General features: G+C 56.3%; 11 protein-coding genes. 9 read left to right on the top strand and 2 right to left on the bottom strand.

The window, feature by feature from the left end; genetic code table 11:
* The first annotated feature begins 28 nt into the window (after nucleotides 1-28).
* The 7 genes from A1332_RS16005 (at nucleotide 29) to A1332_RS15970 (ending at nucleotide 15,025) form a co-directional block, all read left to right on the top strand.
* Nucleotides 29-931 carry a hypothetical protein gene (locus A1332_RS16005; RefSeq protein WP_064009447.1) on the top strand — a complete coding sequence of 301 codons (903 nt, stop codon included), beginning with the start codon at nucleotides 29-31 and terminating at the stop codon, nucleotides 929-931.
* Between the two features lie 13 nt (nucleotides 932-944).
* Nucleotides 945-2,636, top strand: coding sequence for a hypothetical protein (locus A1332_RS16000; protein WP_064009446.1), 1,692 nt, complete (start codon nucleotides 945-947; stop codon nucleotides 2,634-2,636).
* Nucleotides 2,637-3,148: 512 nt separating this feature from the next.
* Entirely contained in the window at nucleotides 3,149-6,823 is a 3,675-nt protein-coding gene (locus A1332_RS15990) for a hypothetical protein (RefSeq protein WP_064009444.1), read from the top strand.
* Between the two features lie 9 nt (nucleotides 6,824-6,832).
* Nucleotides 6,833-8,404 (top strand): hypothetical protein, encoded by a 1,572-nt coding sequence (locus tag A1332_RS15985; protein WP_064009443.1) that lies wholly within the window; start codon nucleotides 6,833-6,835, stop codon nucleotides 8,402-8,404.
* On the top strand, nucleotides 8,397-10,376 hold the full coding sequence (locus A1332_RS15980) for an ATP-binding protein (RefSeq protein WP_064009442.1): 1,980 nt from the start codon (nucleotides 8,397-8,399) through the stop codon (nucleotides 10,374-10,376). The genes A1332_RS15985 and A1332_RS15980 overlap by 8 nt, the downstream gene beginning before the upstream one ends.
* A gap of 3 nt (nucleotides 10,377-10,379) precedes the next feature.
* Nucleotides 10,380-14,057 (top strand): eCIS core domain-containing protein, encoded by a 3,678-nt coding sequence (locus A1332_RS15975; RefSeq protein WP_064009441.1) that lies wholly within the window; start codon nucleotides 10,380-10,382, stop codon nucleotides 14,055-14,057.
* Nucleotides 14,057-15,025 carry a tetratricopeptide repeat protein gene (locus A1332_RS15970; protein ID WP_064009440.1) on the top strand — a complete coding sequence of 323 codons (969 nt, stop codon included), beginning with the start codon at nucleotides 14,057-14,059 and terminating at the stop codon, nucleotides 15,023-15,025. The genes A1332_RS15975 and A1332_RS15970 overlap by 1 nt, the downstream gene beginning before the upstream one ends.
* 203 nt (nucleotides 15,026-15,228) lie before the next feature.
* On the opposite strand, the gene A1332_RS15965 is transcribed toward A1332_RS15970, so the two are convergent.
* Nucleotides 15,229-16,071, bottom strand: a complete 843-nt coding sequence (locus A1332_RS15965; protein ID WP_197491481.1) for a hypothetical protein — start codon at nucleotides 16,069-16,071, stop codon at nucleotides 15,229-15,231.
* Nucleotides 16,072-17,570: 1,499 nt separating this feature from the next.
* Between A1332_RS15965 and A1332_RS15955 the strand changes: the two genes are divergently transcribed.
* Both A1332_RS15955 and A1332_RS15950 read left to right on the top strand, forming a co-directional pair.
* Nucleotides 17,571-18,602, top strand: a complete 1,032-nt coding sequence (locus A1332_RS15955) for an agmatine deiminase family protein (RefSeq protein WP_064009437.1) — start codon at nucleotides 17,571-17,573, stop codon at nucleotides 18,600-18,602.
* 73 nt (nucleotides 18,603-18,675) lie between these two features.
* Nucleotides 18,676-19,560, top strand: coding sequence for a carbon-nitrogen hydrolase (locus A1332_RS15950; RefSeq protein ID WP_064009508.1), 885 nt, complete (start codon nucleotides 18,676-18,678; stop codon nucleotides 19,558-19,560).
* A gap of 66 nt (nucleotides 19,561-19,626) precedes the next feature.
* Here A1332_RS15950 and A1332_RS15945 read toward each other — a convergent pair whose 3' ends face one another.
* Nucleotides 19,627-21,855 carry an Rne/Rng family ribonuclease gene (locus A1332_RS15945; RefSeq protein WP_064009436.1) on the bottom strand — a complete coding sequence of 743 codons (2,229 nt, stop codon included), beginning with the start codon at nucleotides 21,853-21,855 and terminating at the stop codon, nucleotides 19,627-19,629.
* Nucleotides 21,856-22,053 lie beyond the last annotated feature (198 nt).

Below are 22,053 nucleotides of genomic sequence, written 5' to 3'. Positions count from 1 at the left end.
CCTATTGGGCACCACACACGGAGGCCGCATGGATACCCTAGACGATTTCACTACGCTGGAACAGGACGCCAGTTTGTCGGAACCCTTACGCCGCGTCGCTTACGAGGCCGGGATGATGCTGGGTCTGGAAGCCACTCGCGACGAGCAGGCCTACCATCGCCGCCGCCTGACTCGCCATCAATACTGGCTGCAAGGATACGGCACGCTGGCGGGCATGGCAGTGAGCATGGCACCGGTCACGCATCCCAACAATACCGACAATTTGACGGTGCGCCTGCTGGTGAGTCCCGGCATTGGCATCGATGGCCTGGGCCGCGAGGTGCTGATTCACGAACCCTACTGCATCAATCTCGGCGATTGGCTGGCCGCGCAATCCGAAAGTCATCTGCGCGAAGGGTACAGCGATGCCGACAATTTGCTTTGGCTGAAAATCTGCGTGCGGCAAAAAGATTGTCCGGTGGCGATGCAGCCGGTGCTGGCACGCAAGCTCAATTTAAGTACCGACGCTGTGCAACCCAGCCGCACTGCCGACAGCGTGCGCCTGGAATTGATTCCGGAATTGCCGCCGCCGGCGGCAGACGATGATTATCAACCCTGGGCTTGCCATCAGGCGTTGCCGGCGGCGATCCCGGCGTTGTCGGTTAGCGAACAAGCCTTGTTGGAGCAAGTGCAAAACGATAACTCTGCGGCCGGTGCGCAACTGGCGCTGCATGCCCGTTTGCTGCACGCGCTGGATAGCGGCGGCGTTAATCCCCAACAATTGCAAGACGAGTTGGAGGAGGGCGCCCGCTTGCTGCTGGCCAGGATCAGTATCAGCGTCGCCGACATCAACGCCATTGTGGTCAACCCGCAATTAATCTCGATCAACAACTTGGTGCGGCCGTTCCTGGCCACCGCCAGCCAACTGGCCTGGTTGGCGCGCCAGCCCTGATCATGGAGGGACTATGAGCGAAATACTATTTCAACCTCTCGGTAATCCGATTGCCGCCGGCCTAGCACTGGATCAGGTCGCCGACATCGACCCGCGTCTGACCCGCAGCCATTATTTCGACGGCCGCTTACTGACCGCCGAAGACCTGACCCGCGATCAAGTCTATCTGGATCAGCGCTTGCGCGAACTCGGCCGCGTGCTGGGTAGCGGCATCGTCGCCGGTTTGGCATTGAGCTTTGACCGCTTCACCGGTTTGCTTACGCTGGAGCCGGGTTTGGCAATGACGCCAGCCGGCCGGGTGCTGGAGCTGGGTAGTCGGCTGATCGTCAATCTGCGCGACCGGGCCTTGATCAGTGGGCTAAACGACGGCAATTTCTCCAACTTGAACCGGGGTTTGTATGCTGTAGTGCTGCGCTATGTCGATGTCGGCACCGACATCGCCGAGGTGTTCCCGAAAGATTTGAGCGCCAAACGCGGGTTTCAATTTGCGATGATTACCGAGTCGGTGCAGATGGGCCTAGTGCCCTTGCCGATTCCGCTGCCGCAACAAAGTCCGTTGCAGATACGCGCACGCCTGATGCGCGAGCTGCTCGGCGACGATCAACTGCATGGTTTATTGCCGGAGGACGCCGTGGCCTTGGGCTTGGTGGCGATTCAAGAAGGCGCGCCGCAATGGCTGGACGCACAATTGCTGCGGCATCCCTTGCGCGCCGAGCCGGGCATAGACTCATTGCAAAGCGATTTGTCGCGGCAATACGAGTCCTTACTAGCCGACATCTTGAGTAACCGCCGCAGCGGTGGTTTGACCGGTGATTTTCATGCCAGCGATTACTTTTCCCTGTTGCCGCCGGTCGGCAGTCTGCCCAAGGAAGCGGTCGATCCGGTCAACGGCCGGCAAGGCTATTTTCCGGAAAACTATCAGGTAGCTATCGCGCCGCTCCGGCAATCCGACGTGGAACAGATCCGCGCCGAATCCCTGGCTCTACCGCCCATCGATTTAAGCAACGGCGAGCCGGTGGACATCGTCGTGCTGGTGCCGCTGTCCAATCTGGATTACGGGCATTACGCCGCGCAACTGGAGCGCAATTTCGACCCGAACAAACGCTTATTACCGCAACTGGATTTGCTGCGCCTGAAACTGTATCCGGTCCGGCCGGTGCATGCGCTGGACACCGATCAAGCGGCCTGGCAGGCTATTTGGGATCGCTTCGGCAGCAATGCACCGTTGTACGTGCGACGGCCCAGTCGCGCGGCGGAAACTTCGATCAGCGGTATTGTGTTAGCGCTAGGCACATCCTTGCCGGCCCCGCCCGAAGTGGTGGGCGGCCCAGCTGACGGCGGCGGTTTGATCGACGACGAGGATAATGTGTTTTTGAAACGGGTCAATTATCCAATGCTGGCTGAACTGCGCGCACCGACTGACGATGCGGGCCGTGCCGCACTGGCTGCTTTGCTGGAGTCTTTCAGTGAATCGGTATCGGTCGCCGCCAGCCAACGCATCTTGCTATTGGTGGAACGCCAATACGACCGGGTAATCTGGCAAACCCTGCAACAACTGGCTGCCGCTAACAATCTGGACGCATTTTTAGCCGCATTGCGCGTAAAGCCAGCCAACCAGACAACCCGCGAACTGGTTATTGCCGGTGGTGCGGCACTGGGTTTGGATAGCGGCTTAATCGGGCAATGGACGGCGTTGTTGCCGTGATGGGCTTTTTAGACAATGTGCAGAGCACCTGGAAATTGGCGATTTTAAATCCCCTCACCCTAGCCCTCTCCCGGAGGGAGAGGGGATTTATCCTGGAGGCCAAAGGACTTTGAGTTGGAGACGGGTTTTTATCCCGTATGCCGCGCCGAGCACCGAAGCTTTTGGCGAGACAAATCGGCAGGATTGCCGATTTGCATGCGCAGCACCCGAAGGGCGAGGTACATGGATGTACCGAGTGAGCAGCCCGTCAGGGGAGCGGCATGGATGCCGCTCGTTTTCGGAGGGGCTGGGAAGCCCCTTCTGAAAACCCTCGCCAAAAGCTTCGGTGCGCAGGATCAAAGCGGCATTCGGGTGGCTTTTCTTTTGGGTACTTTTCTTTGGCCAAACAAAGAAAAGTACCTCGGCAGTCGGTCCGAGAACCGACATTAGAAAGTCGGTCGCGATAGCGACACAACAAATAGGGATACCAAGCGATCCTCGCATTAACGGTAAACCAATAAGGAGTAGCCATCATGTCCATGATCCTGCTGCATAAGCCCATCGCCAGCTCCCGCAGCTTGCAGCGGGTACACATGTTTCCCGGCCGGCATCTGGGCGAGGAAGAGTTCGACCGGGAACAGGCGTATGCCGATGCGCGGCTAGCTACTGTGTTGCAGAGCAGAAGCGCCGGCATCGTCCATGGACTGGATTTACAATTGGGGCCGAACGGCCTATTCGAACCCGGTTTCAGTGTCAGTTCAGGTCTGGCATTGGCAGCCAATGGTCAGGCGCTGGGGCTGTACTATCCGCTGCGTGCCGAATGGCAGGATTTGATCGACGCCTACCTGAACCGCAACCAGGTCGCCAGCGCGGTCGGCGTTTATTATTTAATGCTGACGCGCGGCGACCGGCAAATCGACGGGCCTGGAATTGATCCTTGCCAACGCACCGAACTCGATCCAACTCGCGATACTCAGCGGGTATTGGCCGGCAGTCTGGCCTTGCAGCGTATCAATATCAGCGATTCCGCCGTTAATACCTGGCCGCGCGAACGCATCGAAAACTGGGTGGCCGCCGACCGGGTCGATGCCGGTTTCATGGCCAAGTTAGGCCATGCCGTGCCGCTGGCCTTGTTGGCGGTGGTGAGCAACGAGGATGCCAGCTACCGCATCGCCTGGCTGTCGCAAGAAGCGGGCCGCTACGAAGCCGTGTCGAATAGCGGTTACCGGGTTTTGCTGAATCAAACAGGCGCGGCGATGCGGCGAGTCATGCAGGCGGCTGGTTTGCCGGCCAACGCCGGGATAACGTTGCCGCAGTTCCTGCAAGACAATTTGCATCTGGATTTCTTGCCGGCCGCCGGTCAGTTGCCGTTGGACTGGCTGCAAAATCCGGCCGCGCCGGCGCCCAATCTGCTTTGGCTGCCAAGTCATCTGGGCATAGACATGGTGCCAGTGCCGGAAGAAGCGGTGATCGAGTTGTTAAACGGCCATATCGCCCGGCGGGTAATTGATTTACGCCAACCGGCCGGTGACAAGATCCGCTTGCTGTTGGCAGTGAATGAGCCGGATTACCGGCCTAATTTATTGGACATTCCGCAAACCGACAGCGTGCTGGAAAGCGATATTTTCCGGTTTTACATGCGCGCCTACGAGGCTTGGCGCAAATGGCGGCAACAATTCGATGCGCTGTATTTTGTCGAACCGTCCAACACGCCGCCTCTGGCTGGCGGTATAGGTGTTATCGAACATGCGGTACTCGATCCGGCGCAATTCAAAAATCTGGATTTGCCCAAACCGGAAATTCCGCCGGCCTTGCCGTTGACGATTTTCGAGAAAGTCATAGCCCGCGCCAACAGCGAACAACAAGACCCGCAAAATCCCGGCACGCCCTATCCCTACAGCAAGGGCGTGCCGGCGCTGCCGAATTTTTACCGCAATTGGTTGGGCGCAGACGGCAATCCGCCGCCGATAGCCGTGCCCAGCGACGATGGCTTGGTGGTGCAGTACGCGGTGGCCTTGGTGGAACTGGAAGCTATTGAAAACCAAATTCGAGCCATCCGCAGCCGGGTCGAAAAAACCCGCGACTTTTTATTGTTACAGCGCCAGCAACTGGATTCGCAAACTGTGGCCTTGGCCGCGTTGGCCGGAGGCGTGGCCGGCGACGGCACCGGCTTGCAGGTCGCGCGCTGGTTGCCCTACGCCAATCTCAACGCCACCGAGATTCCCAACAACGTCGAAAAGGCTGTCAGCACGGAAAGCGTGGTCAGCAATGTGCCGAAAGCCGTTTTTGCCACGGCGTCCGCGGGCCTGTTCAACAGCGCGATCAGTCAAATGGCTGCGCCGAAAATCAGCGCCAGCAGCGCCTTGAGCAACAATCTGCTGAGCAATGCGCTGGCGTCTACGTCGTCGGTGTCCAAGTCGGCGTTTTTGTTGACCAGCAAGCCGCAAACCTATTCGGCGTTTGAATTGGGCATCAATAAAAACCGCCTGGATATGTTGTCGCGCATTACTAAGGAAGCGGTCAGCAAGCCGGCTTTCGAGGCCAAGGAATACCGGTTCGGGGTGATCGATCATATCAGCCCGGAAATCAATGAATACGCCAAGGCCTATTACGGGATGAAGGAATTGCTGGCCACGCTGACCGATTTATTCGACCCCACCGATGCCGCAACCTTGCGCAAACAGATGGAAAAAATCGGCGTGGTGGAAGACGATCAGGCCGGCGCCAATGCCACCAATCCGTTCGAGCGCAGCGGCAAGCTGGAATCGCCGGCGGTGTTGGATAATCTGGCCGACAAAAACGCCCCGAACAATCCGCAACGCTCCAGCCTGTTAAAGACTCAATATCGCTACCATGCCTTGTTCAAAGCCGGACGGATTTTGACGCAATGGATCGCGATTTTCGAGGCGCGTTACAACAATATCGAACGCAAACTGCAAGGCAAATTACGCGAACAAGCCAATAAACTAGCGCAGATCGACAAATTGGCCGGGCTGATCCGGGTGGCGCGGGAAACCCTGGAAGGTATGGACAGATTCCGCGTCGAACAGCTCGGCGACTACGGCGTCGCGCAGCGCTTGCTGGAAGAAGACTGGCGGCAAGTATGGGCTCTGAACAACGAACGCACGCGAATTTTGACCAAAGCCTCGCGCGGCTTGTATTACGTCAGAGTACGCGGCACGCCGGTCAGCGCCGCCTTGGCGGACCCCTTGGCGCTGCGTTACGGCAGCAGCAGGGACATCGTCCCCGGCTGCGATTGGGAAGAAGAGGTGGATTTGCCGGCGGCGCTGGATCCGTTTTTTGCGGCGATCTGCGAGATTCCGATGGACGACTGGGCCGGCTTAAAACCGTTGCGGCCCAAGCTGCCGCCGTTTCAGCAATTCGATTATCTGGGGCAATTGCGTCAGGCCCGTTTTAAGGCCAGACCCGCCAGCTTGCTGACGCCGGCGAATACCGATACCTTGCAGGCCCGCCTGCAAACCGTGCATCTGCAAACCCAGATAGTGATGCAACAGTGGGCCAGTTTCAGCTTGCCGGCCTTTACCGCCAGCAGCTTGCAAACCCAGGCCGCAGCCGCCAAAGTGTTGGCTTTGGAGGATCTGGCCGGCACAGCCGGACCGCTGCGCAAACCTGCCCACGAATTGCGCGAGCAACTGCAGCACTGCCAGTATTGTCTGCTGGAAAAACTCAATCTACTGCCGCCGTCGCTGCGTTTGCAATGGGGGCAACTGGCGGAAGACGACCAAATTCGGGTCGAGGACGTTTCCTGGTGGCCGGGTATGGATAGAGCGGAAGCCGACGATTTTAATGCTGCCCGCACCGTGGCCGAATTAGTTGCCTGGTGGTTTCGACAGTTGGACCGCGATGCCTCCGCCGCCAGCCGCAGCGCGATGCGCAATATGATTCGGGCAGTGCTAATTCATGCTTCGTTGGGCGATCCGCAGGAAATTATTCGCGGCAATGTGCATGTGCCGCCGCGCTTGGCGGCGATAGGTGAACGCTTGCAGGTGAAATTGAACCGACCGCCTTTGCCGGGTACCCGGCTGCAATTGCTGGATACCGAACAGCGGGTGGTCGCGGTGCTGGCGGTGGAAGACCACAGTCCGCAGAGCACTCAGGTAACTATCGTCGATATGCTGCAAAGCGGGGTGAAGATTAACACCCGCTTTAGTGTGGTGGCGAACAAGCTGACGCAACAGCGCTTGTAACTTGACGATATGAGCACCCTGGCCGCCGATTCCGTTGCGATACACCGTCTGACCGTCCGGGCCGGACAGCAGCGGGCGGCGGATAATTTGCGCGATACCTTGCAAAGCGCGGATTGGCCGCAAGCCGGGCCGGACAGCTGGGTTTTTATTCGGCGCCTGCAAGTCAGCGGCGCGGCACGGCAACTACCAAGGCAGCTGCTTGAGCAAACCCGGCAATATTTAATGCAAAGCAACAATCCTGAACAGGTGATGCGCTTTGCCAGTTTGGCCGAGTTACTGGCGGCCTTGCTGGCGGATTTGCTGCGCGGTCGCGTCGGTTTTAAGTGGTATTGGCGGCGTTGGACGCATTGGTTTGATTTGCCGGTGTCGCGAGCCATATCCGGCATATTGTCGGAACATCTGGCCTTGCTGCCGTCGGTTACTGCGCGGTTGGCGCGACAGGGTGGTTTAGCTGCCGTCTGGTTGAGTCTGAGCGAAAGCGATGCTCGGCAATTGGCAGTTGAACTAGCCGGACTGAGCGGTTTTCGGTTGCCGACTAGTCTGGAAATAGCCGAGCTGCTTGATCCCGGAATCGAGAGCCAAGAAAGGCGACATCCGTCAGCCGCTACAACACAGACTTGGGCGGAGAAAATGTCCTTGCGGCCAGAATTGCTCGCGCAATGGCGCATGCTGTTGCAAGGGCTGAAAGTCAGCGATGGCCGTTATCAATTGGCCTTGTTGCTGATCGGTCAGGAAGCCGTGCCGCTATTGTTGCAACAACAGCCGGCCAGGGTGCTGGCGTTTCTATCCAGCTGCTTTGCGTCTCCGCCGCCAGCAAAAACGCAGGATGTAGGTGGTCGGCAGAGTTCGGCGCAGAAACATGATGCTACCCAGGCAAGGGTTCATCTGCCGCAATCTAAAACCGTTCCGCAAACATATTCGGCCAGCCAAACCGGCCAGCCGCGCATGGCGGCAGATGTAGTTGCAATGTCGGTGCCCGATGTCGAGCAGGACGGCAAAAATATCCGCCAAGCCGAGAAAAATCCCGTCCCAGCCCATCAGTCATCCGCCGTTTCCTCTTTGGGCGCCGTGGAGCTGGCGCCGCGCTTTCGGCCAGGGCAAGCCAGCGAATCCCCGGAGTTTGCCGGATTCAATACCCGGCAAGGCGGCTTGCTGTACTTGTTGAATATGCTTAACCGCGCTGAAATGCGCAGCTTGATGCTGGAGCATGCCGAAACATTGCCCAGCGGTTGGGCCTGGTTGTATCGGTTAGGTCAAGAATTGCAATTGAACGAGGATGATGCGCTGATCGATTTCATCGCGCTGCAATTGGGCCTGGAGAATTGCTCGGAACTGGCGCAATTGCCGCCATTACCCGCTCGAGAACAGGTGTTGAGTCTGGCTCAGCGCTGGTACGGCAAAACCAGTGTTTGGCAGCCGGAGTTGTTGGCGCTCACCGGGCAAATTCAATACAGCCCCAGTCATGTCGACTTATACGCGCCGATGTCGGCGATCAGATTGCCGGTGCGCCTAGCCGGGCTGGACATCAATCCTGGCTGGCTGCCGTGGCTGGGCCGAGTCGTGAGTTTTCATTATGACTAAGCCGCCGCAGCGCTTAGCTGAATCCCTGAATCTGAACCTAACTAACCGGCAGCAACCGCTGGCGGCCTTGGTACGCCTCGGTTTGGCTGAGTTCTGGGAACGGATGATGCCGGGCGACACTGAACTGTCCGAGCAATTGCGCCAGCAAGCCGTCCGGCAGTTAAACGTGGAAGCCGTGCCGAGCTGGGTGCAATTGCGCGATAACGCAGCGGCCCAGTTACACGCCTTGCCTGGTCCCTTTGGTCAGTGGTTGCGTGAACAACATATCGACTTGCCGCAAGCCTTTTTGTTGGCCGTGGTCGGCAGCGCCGAGACCGATTATCTGGTGACTTTGACGCTGAGTGAGTTGCAAGCGCCCAATCCCGGCAACCGCTTGGCGGTGCATTTGGCCCTAACGATGCTGGAAGAATTATTCGGTGCCGGCACGCTGGATGCGCTGGATTTGCACGCGACCCAATTGGTGCAACAGCAGGTGTTATTGCTGGAAGGAACCGGGCCGCTGTCGCTCAGGCAATTGCGCATCGAACCGGCCTTGTGGTCGGTATTGTGCGGGAGGTCGGCGATTTGGCCTGGATGCCGGGCGATTGCGCTGACCGACCTTGAGTTATTGCCGCTACGGATTCGCAAGCAATTACCGCATCTGGCGACCTTATTGGCGAAAGGCGAGGTGCGCGGCTTGGCGATACGCGGTAACAGCGGTTGCGGCCGGCGGGCTTTGGCCGCCGAACTGGCTGGCTTGTTGGGATTAACGGCCATCGAAGTGCCGAGCGAATTGTGGCAACAGCAGCCGGCTCTGCCTCTGGCTTGCCAATTGGCCGGCTGGCTGCCGGTGATCAAGGCGCAGGTGGCGGCCGGTGAGAGCTGGCAGTTGCCGGCGATACAACCCAATGTTACTCATGTCATTTTGCTGGGGATGACCGATGCGGTATCCGGGCAGGATCTGCTGGAACTGGAAATGGGCGTGCCCGACGAAACCGAACGCCGCCAGCTTTGGGCGCGTTATCTCGCCGATCCTGAATTGGCCCGCCGTGCAGCCAGCGCGTTGCTGAGCGGGCCGGTGATCCAGAAAGTAGCGCGCAATGCGGTGCTGCGCGCCGAACAAAGCCGTGCAGCGTTAAACGCCGAGCATATTGCCCAAGCCCGTCGTGACTTAGGCGCGGAGCGCTTACGCCTATTGGCCGAACCAGTGCGGCGGCGGGTCGAACGCGAGGCGGTAGTGTTTCCGCCACTGGTCGAACAATACCTGCACGACTTCATTGTCCGCGCCCATAGCCGCGAATCGTTGTGGGAAGCACTGGGCGTAACTTTGCAAGCCTCGCGCAATGCCGGCTTGCGGGCTTTATTCGTCGGTGACAGCGGCACCGGCAAGACGCTGGCCGCCAGTTATGTCGCCACCGCGCTGGGCGCACCGCTATACCGGGTGGACTTGGCGGCGATCATGAACAAATACGTCGGCGAGTCCGAGAAAAATCTGGGCCTTTTGCTGGATCTGGCCGCCGCCGCCGATGCGATATTGTTGTTCGACGAAGCCGATTCTTTATTTGGCCGGCGCACCGACGCTCAGCAAAGTGGCGAGCGTTACGCCAATATGCTGACCAACTTTCTATTAACCCGCATTGAAAACCACCCCGGCATTACGATCCTGACCACCAACAGCCGGGAACGCATCGATAATGCTTTTACCCGGCGTTTGGATGCGATTGTAGATTTTCCAATGCCGGGGTTTCAGGAGCGCCTGGATTTATGGCGCAGCCATTTCGGGCAGCGTAGCCCCAGCGATGATTTGTGCAAGACCCTGGCCAGTTATTGCGACATCAGTGGCGGCCAGATCAGAAATGTGGTGCTGACCGCAGCCGGCTGTAGCCCGGCTGATCAGCCGATTGGCATCGAGCCTTTGTTGTCGGCTTTGCAGCGCGAATATCAAAAGCTGGGCCGCAACCCGCCGGCGCAGTTAAAGCAGTTGAGGAGTTAGCTTATGGCAACCTTGGCGTCCAAACTCCGCAAAAAGCAGCCGCAGCGCAAAACCAGTGCGCCGCCCAAACCCAACGAAGAGAAAAAACAGCGCAAGCCGGCATATCTGCAACGCAAGATGGCGGTCAGTCAGCCGCATGACCCTGAGGAGCAGGAAGCTGACCAAGTAGCTAAGGAAGTCAGCCGCGCTAAAAAAACCGGTGAGCCGCCGGGGGTGAAGGAAGACAAGGAAATGATTTCCAGCAAACCGGTGCCCAGCGCCCAGCGCTTGCTGCGGCGCTTAAACCGGGCGGCGGCAAACGCCGCAAAACCCGAAGAACCGCAAAAACCGGTGCGCCGGGCGAAAAAGCCGGAGCAGGAAAAGAATAACCCGGTTGCGCAGCGTTCCGTGGAAACCGAAGACAGGGAAAAGCCGGCACAGGCGCCAGGGCAAAAAGCACTGCAACGCAAGACCGAAGCGGCCAAACCGGAGGACGAAAAAAAAGCGGCACGACTGTTTCGTAAACCTGAAGCCGCCAAACCTGAAGAAGAGCAGACGCTGCAAAAAAAACTGATGCGGGCGGCGGCACAGCGTGAACAGCAGGCAGAACAAGAGCAGCAGGCTACGGCAAGCGCCGCCGAAACCAATGACGTGGAGCCATCGGTAGAAGAACGCATCGAGCAAACCCGAGGTCGAGGCACGCCGCTGCCCGACGCCGTGTTGCGCGACATGGAAAAACAGTTCGGCCAGGATCTTTCCCGGGTCGTGATTCATAATGATGCGCACGCCACGGCGCTGTGCAAGGAGTTGAACGCGCGCGCCTTCACGGTCGGTAATGACATCTATTTTGCGCCGGGCGAATACGCGCCGGAGACCGATCAGGGCCGCGAACTACTTGCTCACGAAATGACGCATGTGGTGCAGCAAAGCGGCGGGATAAAGCAAAAAGTGGCCCGCAAAGCACCCGCGGGCGGCAGCGCGGCGGCCAGCAGCGACCCGGCTTTCGAAGTCAGCGAACCGCTGGAAATTCCGCCCATCAAATCCCGTCATGCATTGCGTTATCAAGGCATGTCGCGCGCAGGACAGTTACAGCGCCCCAAGGGCAGCGTCAGTGAAAACCGCGATACCAAACAGCGCGAACAGTGGAAGGGGGTTAAACCCAATCTGAACAAGATTCCCGCCGACCGCCGTCCCAATGCCGCGCACGGTTTTAAACTGAACCTGAATATGGCGGGCAAAAAAAGGGAAATCAAAGCCGACGATGAAGAGACATTTCTGGATTTATTGAGAATTCCGACCTGGGACGGCTCGGGCAAGGATACGAGCTATCAGGTCGATCACATTGTTGAACATCAATTGGGCGGTGAAGACGCGTTGCATAACATGGAGTTGCTGAACGCCTCGCACAATGGCAGCGTCGGCTCTTCGTTTCGCGGCGAAATTCGGGATGCCGTCGAGCGGACCATCGCCAAACTGAAACCTACCGATCCGAGACTCAAGGATTTGGGCACGCCCGGCACCAAACCATCCGCCCAGCAGGTGCTGGATAACCGCGTCACCAAATTCAAGGCCGTTGCGGCTGTCGGCGGACACCAACGTCGGCGCGAAGAAGGAGGGAGTACCTTCTGGAGTCAGGACGACATCAAGAATCTGGCACCGGTTCTGGATTTGCTGGATGATTCGGCAAAGGAGCGCAAGGGCACCGCCACCCGGTTTTCCATTCTGTCTCCGACTGGCGGGCTGGCGATTACCAAAATTAGCCACGCCGCCAAGGATGTCGCTTTCAAAGTGCCGGCGGCCCAAAAGAAAGCGCTGTCGGGTTTTAACATGACCAATGTGACGCTGGTGCAGGGTTACAACAAACTCGGCGCCAATGCCAAAGTCGGCGATCTCAGTGTCGAGCTGGATTTGGGGCCGCAAATCAAAGTAACGGGCAATTCCGGCGCTTTCGACATCCCGCTGTACAAAGAGGAGGATGTGGATTTTGCCGGCAAAATCAGCAGTGAATCGCTGGAAACCCTGTTGCCGAAAAAAGTCGACTTGAAGGGCGCCAGTCCGGTGGATTTGAGCGGTTTTAGTATCAACCGGGGGCTGGCCGCCACCGCGATGCTCCAGCCTACCCATCCCTTGCTGCAAGGCTTGCAAGTGCCCGGCCAGATCGTCAATGGCCGCCTGGGGATTTTTCACACCTTCGATGCCAATAGCCTGGCCAAGCGCCTGCCGATACCGGGGCTGACAGTCAATGATGCCACCATTACCCTGGGTTACGACGGCGAACGGCTCAGTGTCAGTGGCGATATGCAGTTTGCCGTGCGCAATTTCGGTGATGGTTCTCTGGCTGCGGAACTGGATAGCGAGGGTAACTTCGGTCTCGCCGGCCGCTTCCGCGCTGATTCCCGGCTATTCGACCAAGCCGAGTTACAAATGGCCTATAGAAGTACAACCGGGTTCGGCATCAGTGGTACCTTGGCGATTACCAGTCCGGACAAGATCAAAGGCATACGCAGCGCGGCGATCACCGCCAGTTATAACGCCGGCAACTTCAGTGCCACCGGTACGGTGGAGCCCAACATTCCGGGCATCCAGCAGGCTGGTCTCACCGTTGCCTATTCCGAAGCCGACGGCCTTACCATCGGCGGTAACTTGCAATTGTCCGCTAATCCGGCGATTCGCTCCGGTTCGATTGACGTCACCGTCAACAAGCGCGGCGATGACTGGAAAGTGCGCGCCACAGGCAGTGCGCAACCCGCCATCCCCGGCATCGATTCGCAACTCACCGTCAGTTACGACGACGGCGCTTTCACCGCCGAATTTTCCGGCGCGTTCAAGCGCGGCATGCTGGCGGGTACCGTAACTGTCGGCGCCAGCAATCGGGCAGTAGGCGAAGACGGCCGGCCCAGCGGCGATCCGATGCCAGATGGGGCCTTAACCGTATTCGGTTCCGGCTCGGCAACGATCCAGATTGCCTCATGGCTGCAAGGTACTGCCGGCATCCGCTTCGATCCCAACGGCGAAGTCACCGTGTCCGGCGAAATCGGCATTCCCAGTAATGTGGAAATTTTTGCGCGTAAGGAAATCGACAAATCGCTGTTCAGCATCGGCATCGATATTCCGATTGTGCCCGGCATCACCGCCGAAATTGGCGGCGGTTTGAATGCGACGGCCGGCATCGGCCCCGGCGTCATCGACCAACTCAGTTTGGGTATTACTTACAACCCGGCGCATGAGGAAGACACCCACGTCACCGGTAAGGCCCATTTGCGGGTGCCTGCCGATGCCGGTTTGCGCTTGTCGGTGCGTGCTGGTATTGGCTTGGGGATTCCTGGTGTCAGCGTCACCGGCGGGCTGGAAATTGGCGGCACCTTGGGGATTCAGGGTGCCGCGGAAGCCGGCGTGGCGATCGACTGGACGCCGGCGCAAGGACTGGATCTGACCGCCAATCTGTCCGTGCATGCGCAACCCGCGTTCACCTTCGACATTTCAGGTTATGTGCGCGCCAAGGCTTTGTTCTGGGAGGTTTACAGCAATCGTTGGACCTTTGCTTCTTATACTTTTGGTTCCAATTACCGGTTCGGCATCAGCCTGCCGATTCACTACCACGAAGGCCAGCCATTCGACATCTCTCTCGACGATGTGCAGTTCGAGGTGCCGGACATTTCGCCGAGTGATATTCTCAGTGGACTTATCGAAAGGATTGCCTAATGAGTATTGCGATTAATGATTTGCTTAGAGAAGGGGTGATTGCTCATCAGTCCGGTAATCTGGCCGAGGCGGCGCGCTTGTATCGAGCGGCGCTGGAACTGGACGCGGACAATGCCAGCGCGCATAACAATCTGGGCTTTGTGTTGGCTCAGCGGCAAGAATGGGCGGAGGCCTTGGTGCATTTGCGTACTGCGTTGCGGTTGAAGCCGACTATGGCGATGGCGCATTGCAATCTCGGTCAGGTGCTGGTGAATACTGGGCAGGTCAGCGAGGGTCTGGCGCATCTGCAACAGGCCACGGCGTGCGATCCGGATAATGTCACGGCCTGGGACAATCTGGCGCGGATTAGAGTGCTATTGGGCGATTTTCAGGGAGGCGAATACGCGGCGATTCGGGCCTTGAAGCTGCAACCTAACGCGCCGCAGCTACATACCCGCTTAGGTATCGCCGTCGCCGCTCAGCAACGATTGCCCGAAGCCTTGCAGCATTATCAGCAGGCCTTGGCACTGGACAACAAGCATCAAGAAGCCTGGGCGCAATTGGGTATTACCTGTTTCTTGCGTAACGATCTGGGCAGCGCCCGCGATGCGTTGGAAACTGCGCTGGTGCTGAATCCGGACGACAGCAATGCCTTGCGACATCTGGCCTTGGTGAACCTGAGTCTGGGTAACCGTGATGTCGCCATCGCCCAGTTCGAGCATTTGCTGGAACATAATCCGGACGATGACGAATCCCGCTTGGATTTGGCGGTGGTTTTGTTATCCGGCCAATATACGGCGGCAGCCTTGGAACAGCTGGAGTCGATAAACGAGGCTGTGCGCGCGTCCAGCAAATATCAGTTCTATTTGGGTTTAGCCCTACAACAAAGCGGCGAACAGGAATCCGGCGCGCAATTACTGCGGCAACTGGCGGATTTGCCGGATGATGCCTACGGGGTTAAGGCGCGGAGGATGTTGTTGGTGAGTTGAGTTTTGTGAGGCGCGAAGGTTTTGAATTGGAGCCGGAGGCTGTCAAGCATTAAGTTGAAAAGGACGGGCAATGGCCAATTGTAGTCTATCGATATAGTCAAACTGATGGCAGGTCAGCACCTAAAAGCTGTCGTTAACCCTCAAGGTAAGCGTCCACTTGATCGGCCAATAGGGCCACTTGCCGATAAACAGCAGTGTGGACTTCACAGTTCTGCATCCAGCTCGATCACCTTGATCGCGACCGCTTGTCGAATTATTTGCCTAGTCTTCCGATTTCTGACCTTGAACTTGAGCATCACCTTCTCAGATCTTCCATCCCTCTGTATGTCTTGATCAGAGACATGAAATTCGGGGTCGACGAGTTCGATCTTGAACCGGGGAGCAATTCTCATCGGCACAGTAAAGACCATCCGGATTGTTCCCTCACAATTTGGTGCGTACAGGATTGCGTCAGACGAGCCTGTCAGGGCCTGGTGGTAGGAGATTATTGCTTGATCCTCTGCCATCTGCTGCTGGGGAAACAGGCCCCTCTCTGGGGTTAACGTAGTGAAGTGCTCGTTTAGGTCCGCCGGTACGGTAAATGGGACGGGATCGACTTGTACCGTAACCGAGTAGCCTTCGGCCTCATAACCAAGCTTGATCGCTCGTCCCTGTGGAGTGAAATCCCCTGGACCAAGGAGCACGGAAAAGGAGATTGGCTCCTCAGGCAAATCGGATAGATCGAATATAGCGTCTTCTTCAGCGATGTCTCCATCATGCACATCTAGCTTACCGAGCGCGGGAACACGGTAGCTGTAAATGGGGAAAAGTTGGGTAGTTTGAGTGAGCGGGGCGATGAAGATCGAGTTGCCATTCTGGTGGTAGTTCACACGGCCAGACTGGTGAATTGTGATCCTTTTGTTCTTGGGACTCGGCTTATCAAACTCGGTTGTCTTCGGCTCCCGCTCATCCGGCTTTGTGCTCCATGATGTTCGTGATTTGCTAACGCCTTCCCTTCGTATAGTCAGGCTTAGTGAACCGTCTCGGTCACTAGTTTCCAATACCATAAATTTCCGAACGCTTGATCGGTGTCGTATGAGAATGCGCATGGAGCTGGTGGTCTAGTGATTTATTAAGCTGTTAGCATATCTACCTGAGAATAAAATTTCTCTTGCTAATTTATTGATAGGCATATACTTTTCTCTTTTCTTCTGTATATCATCGGCGATGGGTGGTTATGACTGACGAACATCCTATTGCTGTCATTGGATCATTTTGATCGATAGACTGCAACGGTTCGGTTGTGACAATTCGTCAATTCAAATGCCATCATCCATTACTGGTGCAATCGTATCGGAATAGGTGGGATCGTTTAGATCAGGGCGGGGCAGGTGGCGGTTTTTAGTTGCGATGAATGGCTTGGTTTAGGCTGGAATAGCAATCACAAAGCCTCGAAATATTCGCATCTGTTAGCCCGTTGCTTGGTGGTAATCAATTTGGCCTTTGGTTCACTGCATTTGTTCGGGGCGCTATTACTAAAGAATCTACAATTGCGACAGACGCGCGTGGCTGTGCGGCAGCCGGCGCATTTGGACTCGTACGCATAATCGGTTTGCTGTAGTTTGTAAGCACAGCGCCAACATTCCCCTTTACCCGCGTTACTCATTGCTACCCGGTTCTATCGGACAATGTCTTGATTGGCATACGATTTTCCTGTCCTTTAAGCTTTTGTCATTGAAGCAGATCGAACGGCAGACCGCAACCGGTCGCAGCAAGGCCATCGCGCCTTCCAGGCCTGATTATCAATTAGCGCTAAGCGCTTTATAGCGTCCCAAGGTTATTAGTAAGCGTGCCTAATTTGTTTCTAATTGGTATCAAGTCTAAGGGATACGACGTTACTTTCAACGTCCAGCTTGATGCCTTAATTGTTGAAATTGCGCCAATAATCCTCGCAAAATCAATATTCCCGCTTGAAAAAATCGGCCGTAAGGCCAGAATGAAACGCAGAGCGCTACTGCGGTGTTAACACTGCGCAAGCGGTCGATGACGAGTGGAACAAATGAGCGGCAACGCGTGTCCTGTCTGAGGATTGAACGTTAGGGGCAATTACCACGTAAAGAGCGGGTACGGAAAGATTCAAATTGGTGCATAGTGGCGTCGAATCCCTCGAGCAATCGTGGTTTCGTTTTTTGTTCATAATTGGCTGAAATGATGGCAGATGTCTTGGTTAGTGCGGCCTCACGGTAAATTTCGGGATTTCTGACTGACTACAGACCTCGAGTCTGACCTCGTCAACGGCATCGGCGGTAGGCTGGCGGGTTGGAGACTACAGTTTAGGCTGTGGCATCCCCCGCCGGCGGGCTCATCATCCAACTCCGGTTATCTCTCCCTCACTGAATGGCACTTCGCCTGTTTCTTGGTGTTAGCGCCAATCTTCCTGAATCCTTGCTTCCATGTCCAAGCATGCACCGCAATGACATTAAAATTCCGTGGAATAGGCCTAAGCGGTCAGCATTGATACAATAAGGCATTATTTCTCAAAGCCACATTATCCAGGGAGTACTTCATGATTCGCTTTCCAGCAGAATGGGAAACACAATCAGCCGTTATCATCGCTTGGCCGCACCACAGCGGCGACTTTACTAATCTGTCCGCAGTCGAAGACACCTATCATTTTGTCGCCACCACGATCAGCCGGTTTCAGCCCCTGGTGATTATTTGCAAGGACGGCGAGCACCAGCAGCATATTCAGACGCAACTGGGCCACAACGAAAAAATTCATATGGTGCAGGCCGATTACAACGATATCTGGCTGCGGGATACGGTGTTTTTGACGATGGAGTGGCAGCATCCCAAAGCCAGCGTGCAGTTACTGAATTTTCGTTTCAACGGCTGGGGCAAGAAATATCCGCATGCGGCCGACGATGCGTTGAATCTGGCGCTGTTTGCGCATCCGATTTTTAAAGGCCATCCTACCGCGACGCTGGACCTGGTGCTGGAAGGCGGCAGCGTAGAGTCTGACGGGCAAGGTACGGTGATGACGACTAAGAATTGTCTGCTCAACCCCAACCGCAATCCGGATTTATCGGAAGCGGCGATTGCCGGCCAGTTGCAAAACTATTTGGGTGCGAAACGGATTTTATGGGTCGAGCAAAGCAATCTGGCCGGCGACGATACCGATGCGCACATCGATACGCTGGCGCGGTTTTGCGATGCCAACACCATTGCCTATACCAGTTGCGACGACAGCGAAGATCCGCATTTCCAAAGTCTGAGAAATATGGAAGCGCAGTTAAAGACCTTTAAAACTGCAAACGGCGAAGCCTATCGCTTGGTGGCGTTGCCCTTGCCGAAGCCGATATTCGACGAACAAGGCCAGCAATTGCCTGCCAATTACTCGAATTTCCTGATTATCAACGGCGCGGTATTGGTGCCGGCTTATGAAGACGCGATGGATGCGGTTGCGCTGGAACGGCTGAAAACCTGCTTCCCTAATCATGAAATCATCGCCACACCCTGCCGGCCGTTAGTGCATCAGTATGGCAGTTTGCATTGCGCGAGCATGCAGGTGCCGGCGATTGTTAAGTTGAATTTCTAAGTATTCGCCTGATTTTTCCGGTGCAATGCGCTGGCGTATTGCACCCTTATATAGTCTTCAAACCGATCAGCTCATGAAAAAAACGATTATCGCCTGCGCCGTGCAGCAGCCTTGCAATCGCGGCCGGGAAACCAATCTGGCTTACTCAATCAGTCAAATCGAAACAGCCGCCCGGCAGAACGCCGATCTGGTGGTCTTGCCGGAACTGCATCTGGATCATTATTTCTGCCAAAGTGAAGACACGGCCTGTTTCGATTTGGCGCAGCCGATTCCCGGCCCGACTTGCGAAACCCTAGCCGAAGTAGCCAAAGCCAACCAGGTGGTGATCGTTTCGACCATTTTCGAGAAGCGTGCGCCGGGTTTGTATCACAACACTGCCGTGGTGTTTGATAAGGACGGCAGTATCGCCGGTACGTTCCGGAAAATGCATATTCCCGACGATCCGGGGTTTTATGAGAAGTTTTATTTCACGCCAGGCGACTTGGGCTTTACGCCCATTCAAACTTCGATAGGCAAGTTGGGGGTATTGATCTGCTGGGACCAATGGTATCCGGAAGCGGCGCGCTTAATGGCATTGGCTGGCGCGGATTTGTTGATTTACCCGACCGCGATTGGCTGGAACCCTGATGACGACGCTGCCGAGAAGCAACGCCAGTGCGATGCTTGGATTACCGTGCAGCGTGCGCATGCGGTGGCGAACGGCATTCCGGTGATTTCGTGTAACCGCATCGGCTTCGAAGCCGCGCCGGATCAGGCGCCGGGCATTCAGTTTTGGGGGAACAGCTTTATCGCCGGCCCGCAAGGCGAGATTCTAAGCAGCGCCGACGACAATCAGGATGTGTTGTTATTTGCCGAACTCGATTCGCAGCGCAGCGAGGACGTCAGACGTATCTGGCCGTTTCTGCGTGATCGCCGGATAGATGAGTATGCGGATTTGAAGAGACGGTTTATCGATTAAACGCTGATGATTTCAGCGATTTGAGAAAGCCGGACAACAGCTAGAACTGTTGCCCGGCTTTTTTAATCAGTCTTCGCTAGCGCTACGGCTGATAGGTTCTGGAGCTGTTTCGCTGTTGCGATTGTTGCTGCGCTCGGCGAACTCTCTGTCATAAGAGCGCGGCTGGTTGTTAGCTTCGCCGCCTTCGGAATAGCTGGGGGCAGGGGCTGGACGTTCGCCGCCTTGATTTCCCGCTTGGCTATTCTCGCCAGCTTCGCCACCGGCGCTTTGCTCGGGACGTCTCTCGCCGCCGTTGCGTGGGCCGCGTCTACGGCTGCGGCTGCGGCGGCTGCGTTCTTGGCCGCCGTTCTCTTTCTTAGCGCTTGCGGCGGTGTCGCCGGCATTTTCCTGGTCAATCACCACGACTTGCTTCGGCTCGGCTGGTGCATTGCCCGTCGCTTCGGTGTTTGCCGGGCTGTTGGGCGGACGACGATTGTTGTTACGGCGGTTGTTGTTACGGCCTGACGCTGACCGTTCGCCTCTCTCCCCTCTATCGCCGCGATCACCACGGTCCCGGCGATTGTTTCTGGGGGACCTGGGTTTGTCTTCGCTGCTTTTTTCAGCGGCTTCGCCGTTTTCGCCGGCTTTGCTATTGCCGATCAGACGCTGCCAGAAACGTTGAATCAAACCGGCAGAGGTTTTTTTGCTTTGTACCGGAGCTGGGGAGTCCGGTAAAAATTCTTTGATCGCGGCTTTTTCAGCTTTCGGGCCGGCCTGCTTCGCAAATTCCGGAACCGAAATGTCTTCTTCCTTGATATGCAAATGGCTGGCTTTTTCTTCGCTGCCTTCACCTGCGGATTTGATGCGCTCGATATCGTAGGCCGGGGTTTCCAGATGCTTGCTGGGCAGCACGATAATGCCGACTTGCAGTCTGGTTTCGATTTCCTGAATCGCCGCCCGTTTCTCGTTGAGCAGGAAGGTCGCGCAGTCGATAGGCAGATGGGCGATGACGCGCTCGGTGCCTTTTTTCATCGCTTCTTCTTCGATCAACCGCAATACAGCCAGCGTGACGGATTCGACGTTACGGATGGTGCCTTGGCCCTTGCAGCGCGGGCAAGTCAGTTGTGTCGAGTCGCCCAGCGATGGACGCAGACGTTGTCTGGACATTTCCATCAAACCGAAGCGCGAGATGCGGCCGGTCTGGATGCGGGCGCGGTCGATTTTCAAGGCATCACGCAGACGGTTTTCTACTTCGCGTTGATTTTTATTCGACATCATGTCGATGAAATCGATCACGAACAAGCCACCCAAGTCGCGCAAACGTAGTTGGCGGGCGATTTCGTCGGCAGCTTCCAGATTGGTGTTCAGCGCAGTTTCCTCGATGTCGCTGCCTTTGGTGGCACGCGCCGAGTTGATGTCGACCGAGGTCAAGGCTTCGGTGTGATCGATGACGATGGAACCGCCGGAGGGCAGTGACACTTCGCGGCGATAGGCCATTTCGATTTGGGTTTCGATCTGGTAGCGGCTGAACAGCGGCACGCTGTCTTGATACAGTTTGGCCTTGTGCAGATTATGCGGCATCACCTGCTTCAGGAAGTTGTGCACCAATTTAAAGGCGCCTTCCTGGTCGATCAGGATCTCGTCGATGTCGCCGCGCAAGTGATCGCGCAAGGCGCGGATGATCACGTTGCTTTCCTGGAAAATCAGGAAGGGCGCGACTTGTTCGCTACTGGAGCGGTCGATGGCTTCCCACAGTTGCAGCAGGTAGTTCAAATCCCATTGCAGTTCTTCGACGTTTTTGTCGGAGCCGGCGGTGCGGATGATCAAGCCCATGCTGTCCGGTATTTCCAGCGCGGCCATGGTTTCACGCAATTCGCTGCGGTTGTCGCCTTCGATACGGCGGGAAATACCGCCAGCTTTGGGGTTGTTCGGCATCAACACCAGATAGGTGCCGGCCAGACTGATGTAGGTCGTTAGCGCCGCGCCTTTGTTGCCGCGTTCTTCTTTTTCAATCTGAACAACGATTTCCTGACCTTCGCGAATATTGGATTTGGATGATTTACCTTCTTCGTTATCGCCGGTTCTGTATTCGGGGGCGATTTCCTTGAACGGCAGGAAACCGTGTTTTTCGGCGCCATAATTAACGAAGGCGGCTTCGAGGCTGGGTTCTACCCGGGTGATGATACCTTTATAAATATTGGATTTTTTTTGTTCTTTTGACGGAACTTCGATGTCGAAATCATAGAGTTTCTGACCATCTACCAATGCCACCCGCAGCTCTTCGGCCTGCGTGGCGTTGATAAGCATTCTTTTCATTAAATTATCCTTATTGTGTTATGTATCCTACCTAGAGCTTAAACAGGTTTGGTTGTCGCGGATAAAGGCGGCGTGTTTCCCAATATGTACTTAAGTGAGCGGCCAGACTGACTGAAAACTGCAAGTGATTGTAGTTATTGTCGCAGTGGATTATCGGCAATTGCCGAGGGTGGCGCTTGAAAAATGGGATATCTGTTA

This window comes from Methylomonas methanica (genome assembly GCF_001644035.1).
GTDB classification, from domain to species: domain Bacteria; phylum Pseudomonadota; class Gammaproteobacteria; order Methylococcales; family Methylomonadaceae; genus Methylomonas; species Methylomonas methanica_A.
The sequence above is the reverse complement of the archived record's forward strand: the minus strand, read 5'-3'. Positions and strand labels throughout refer to the sequence as shown.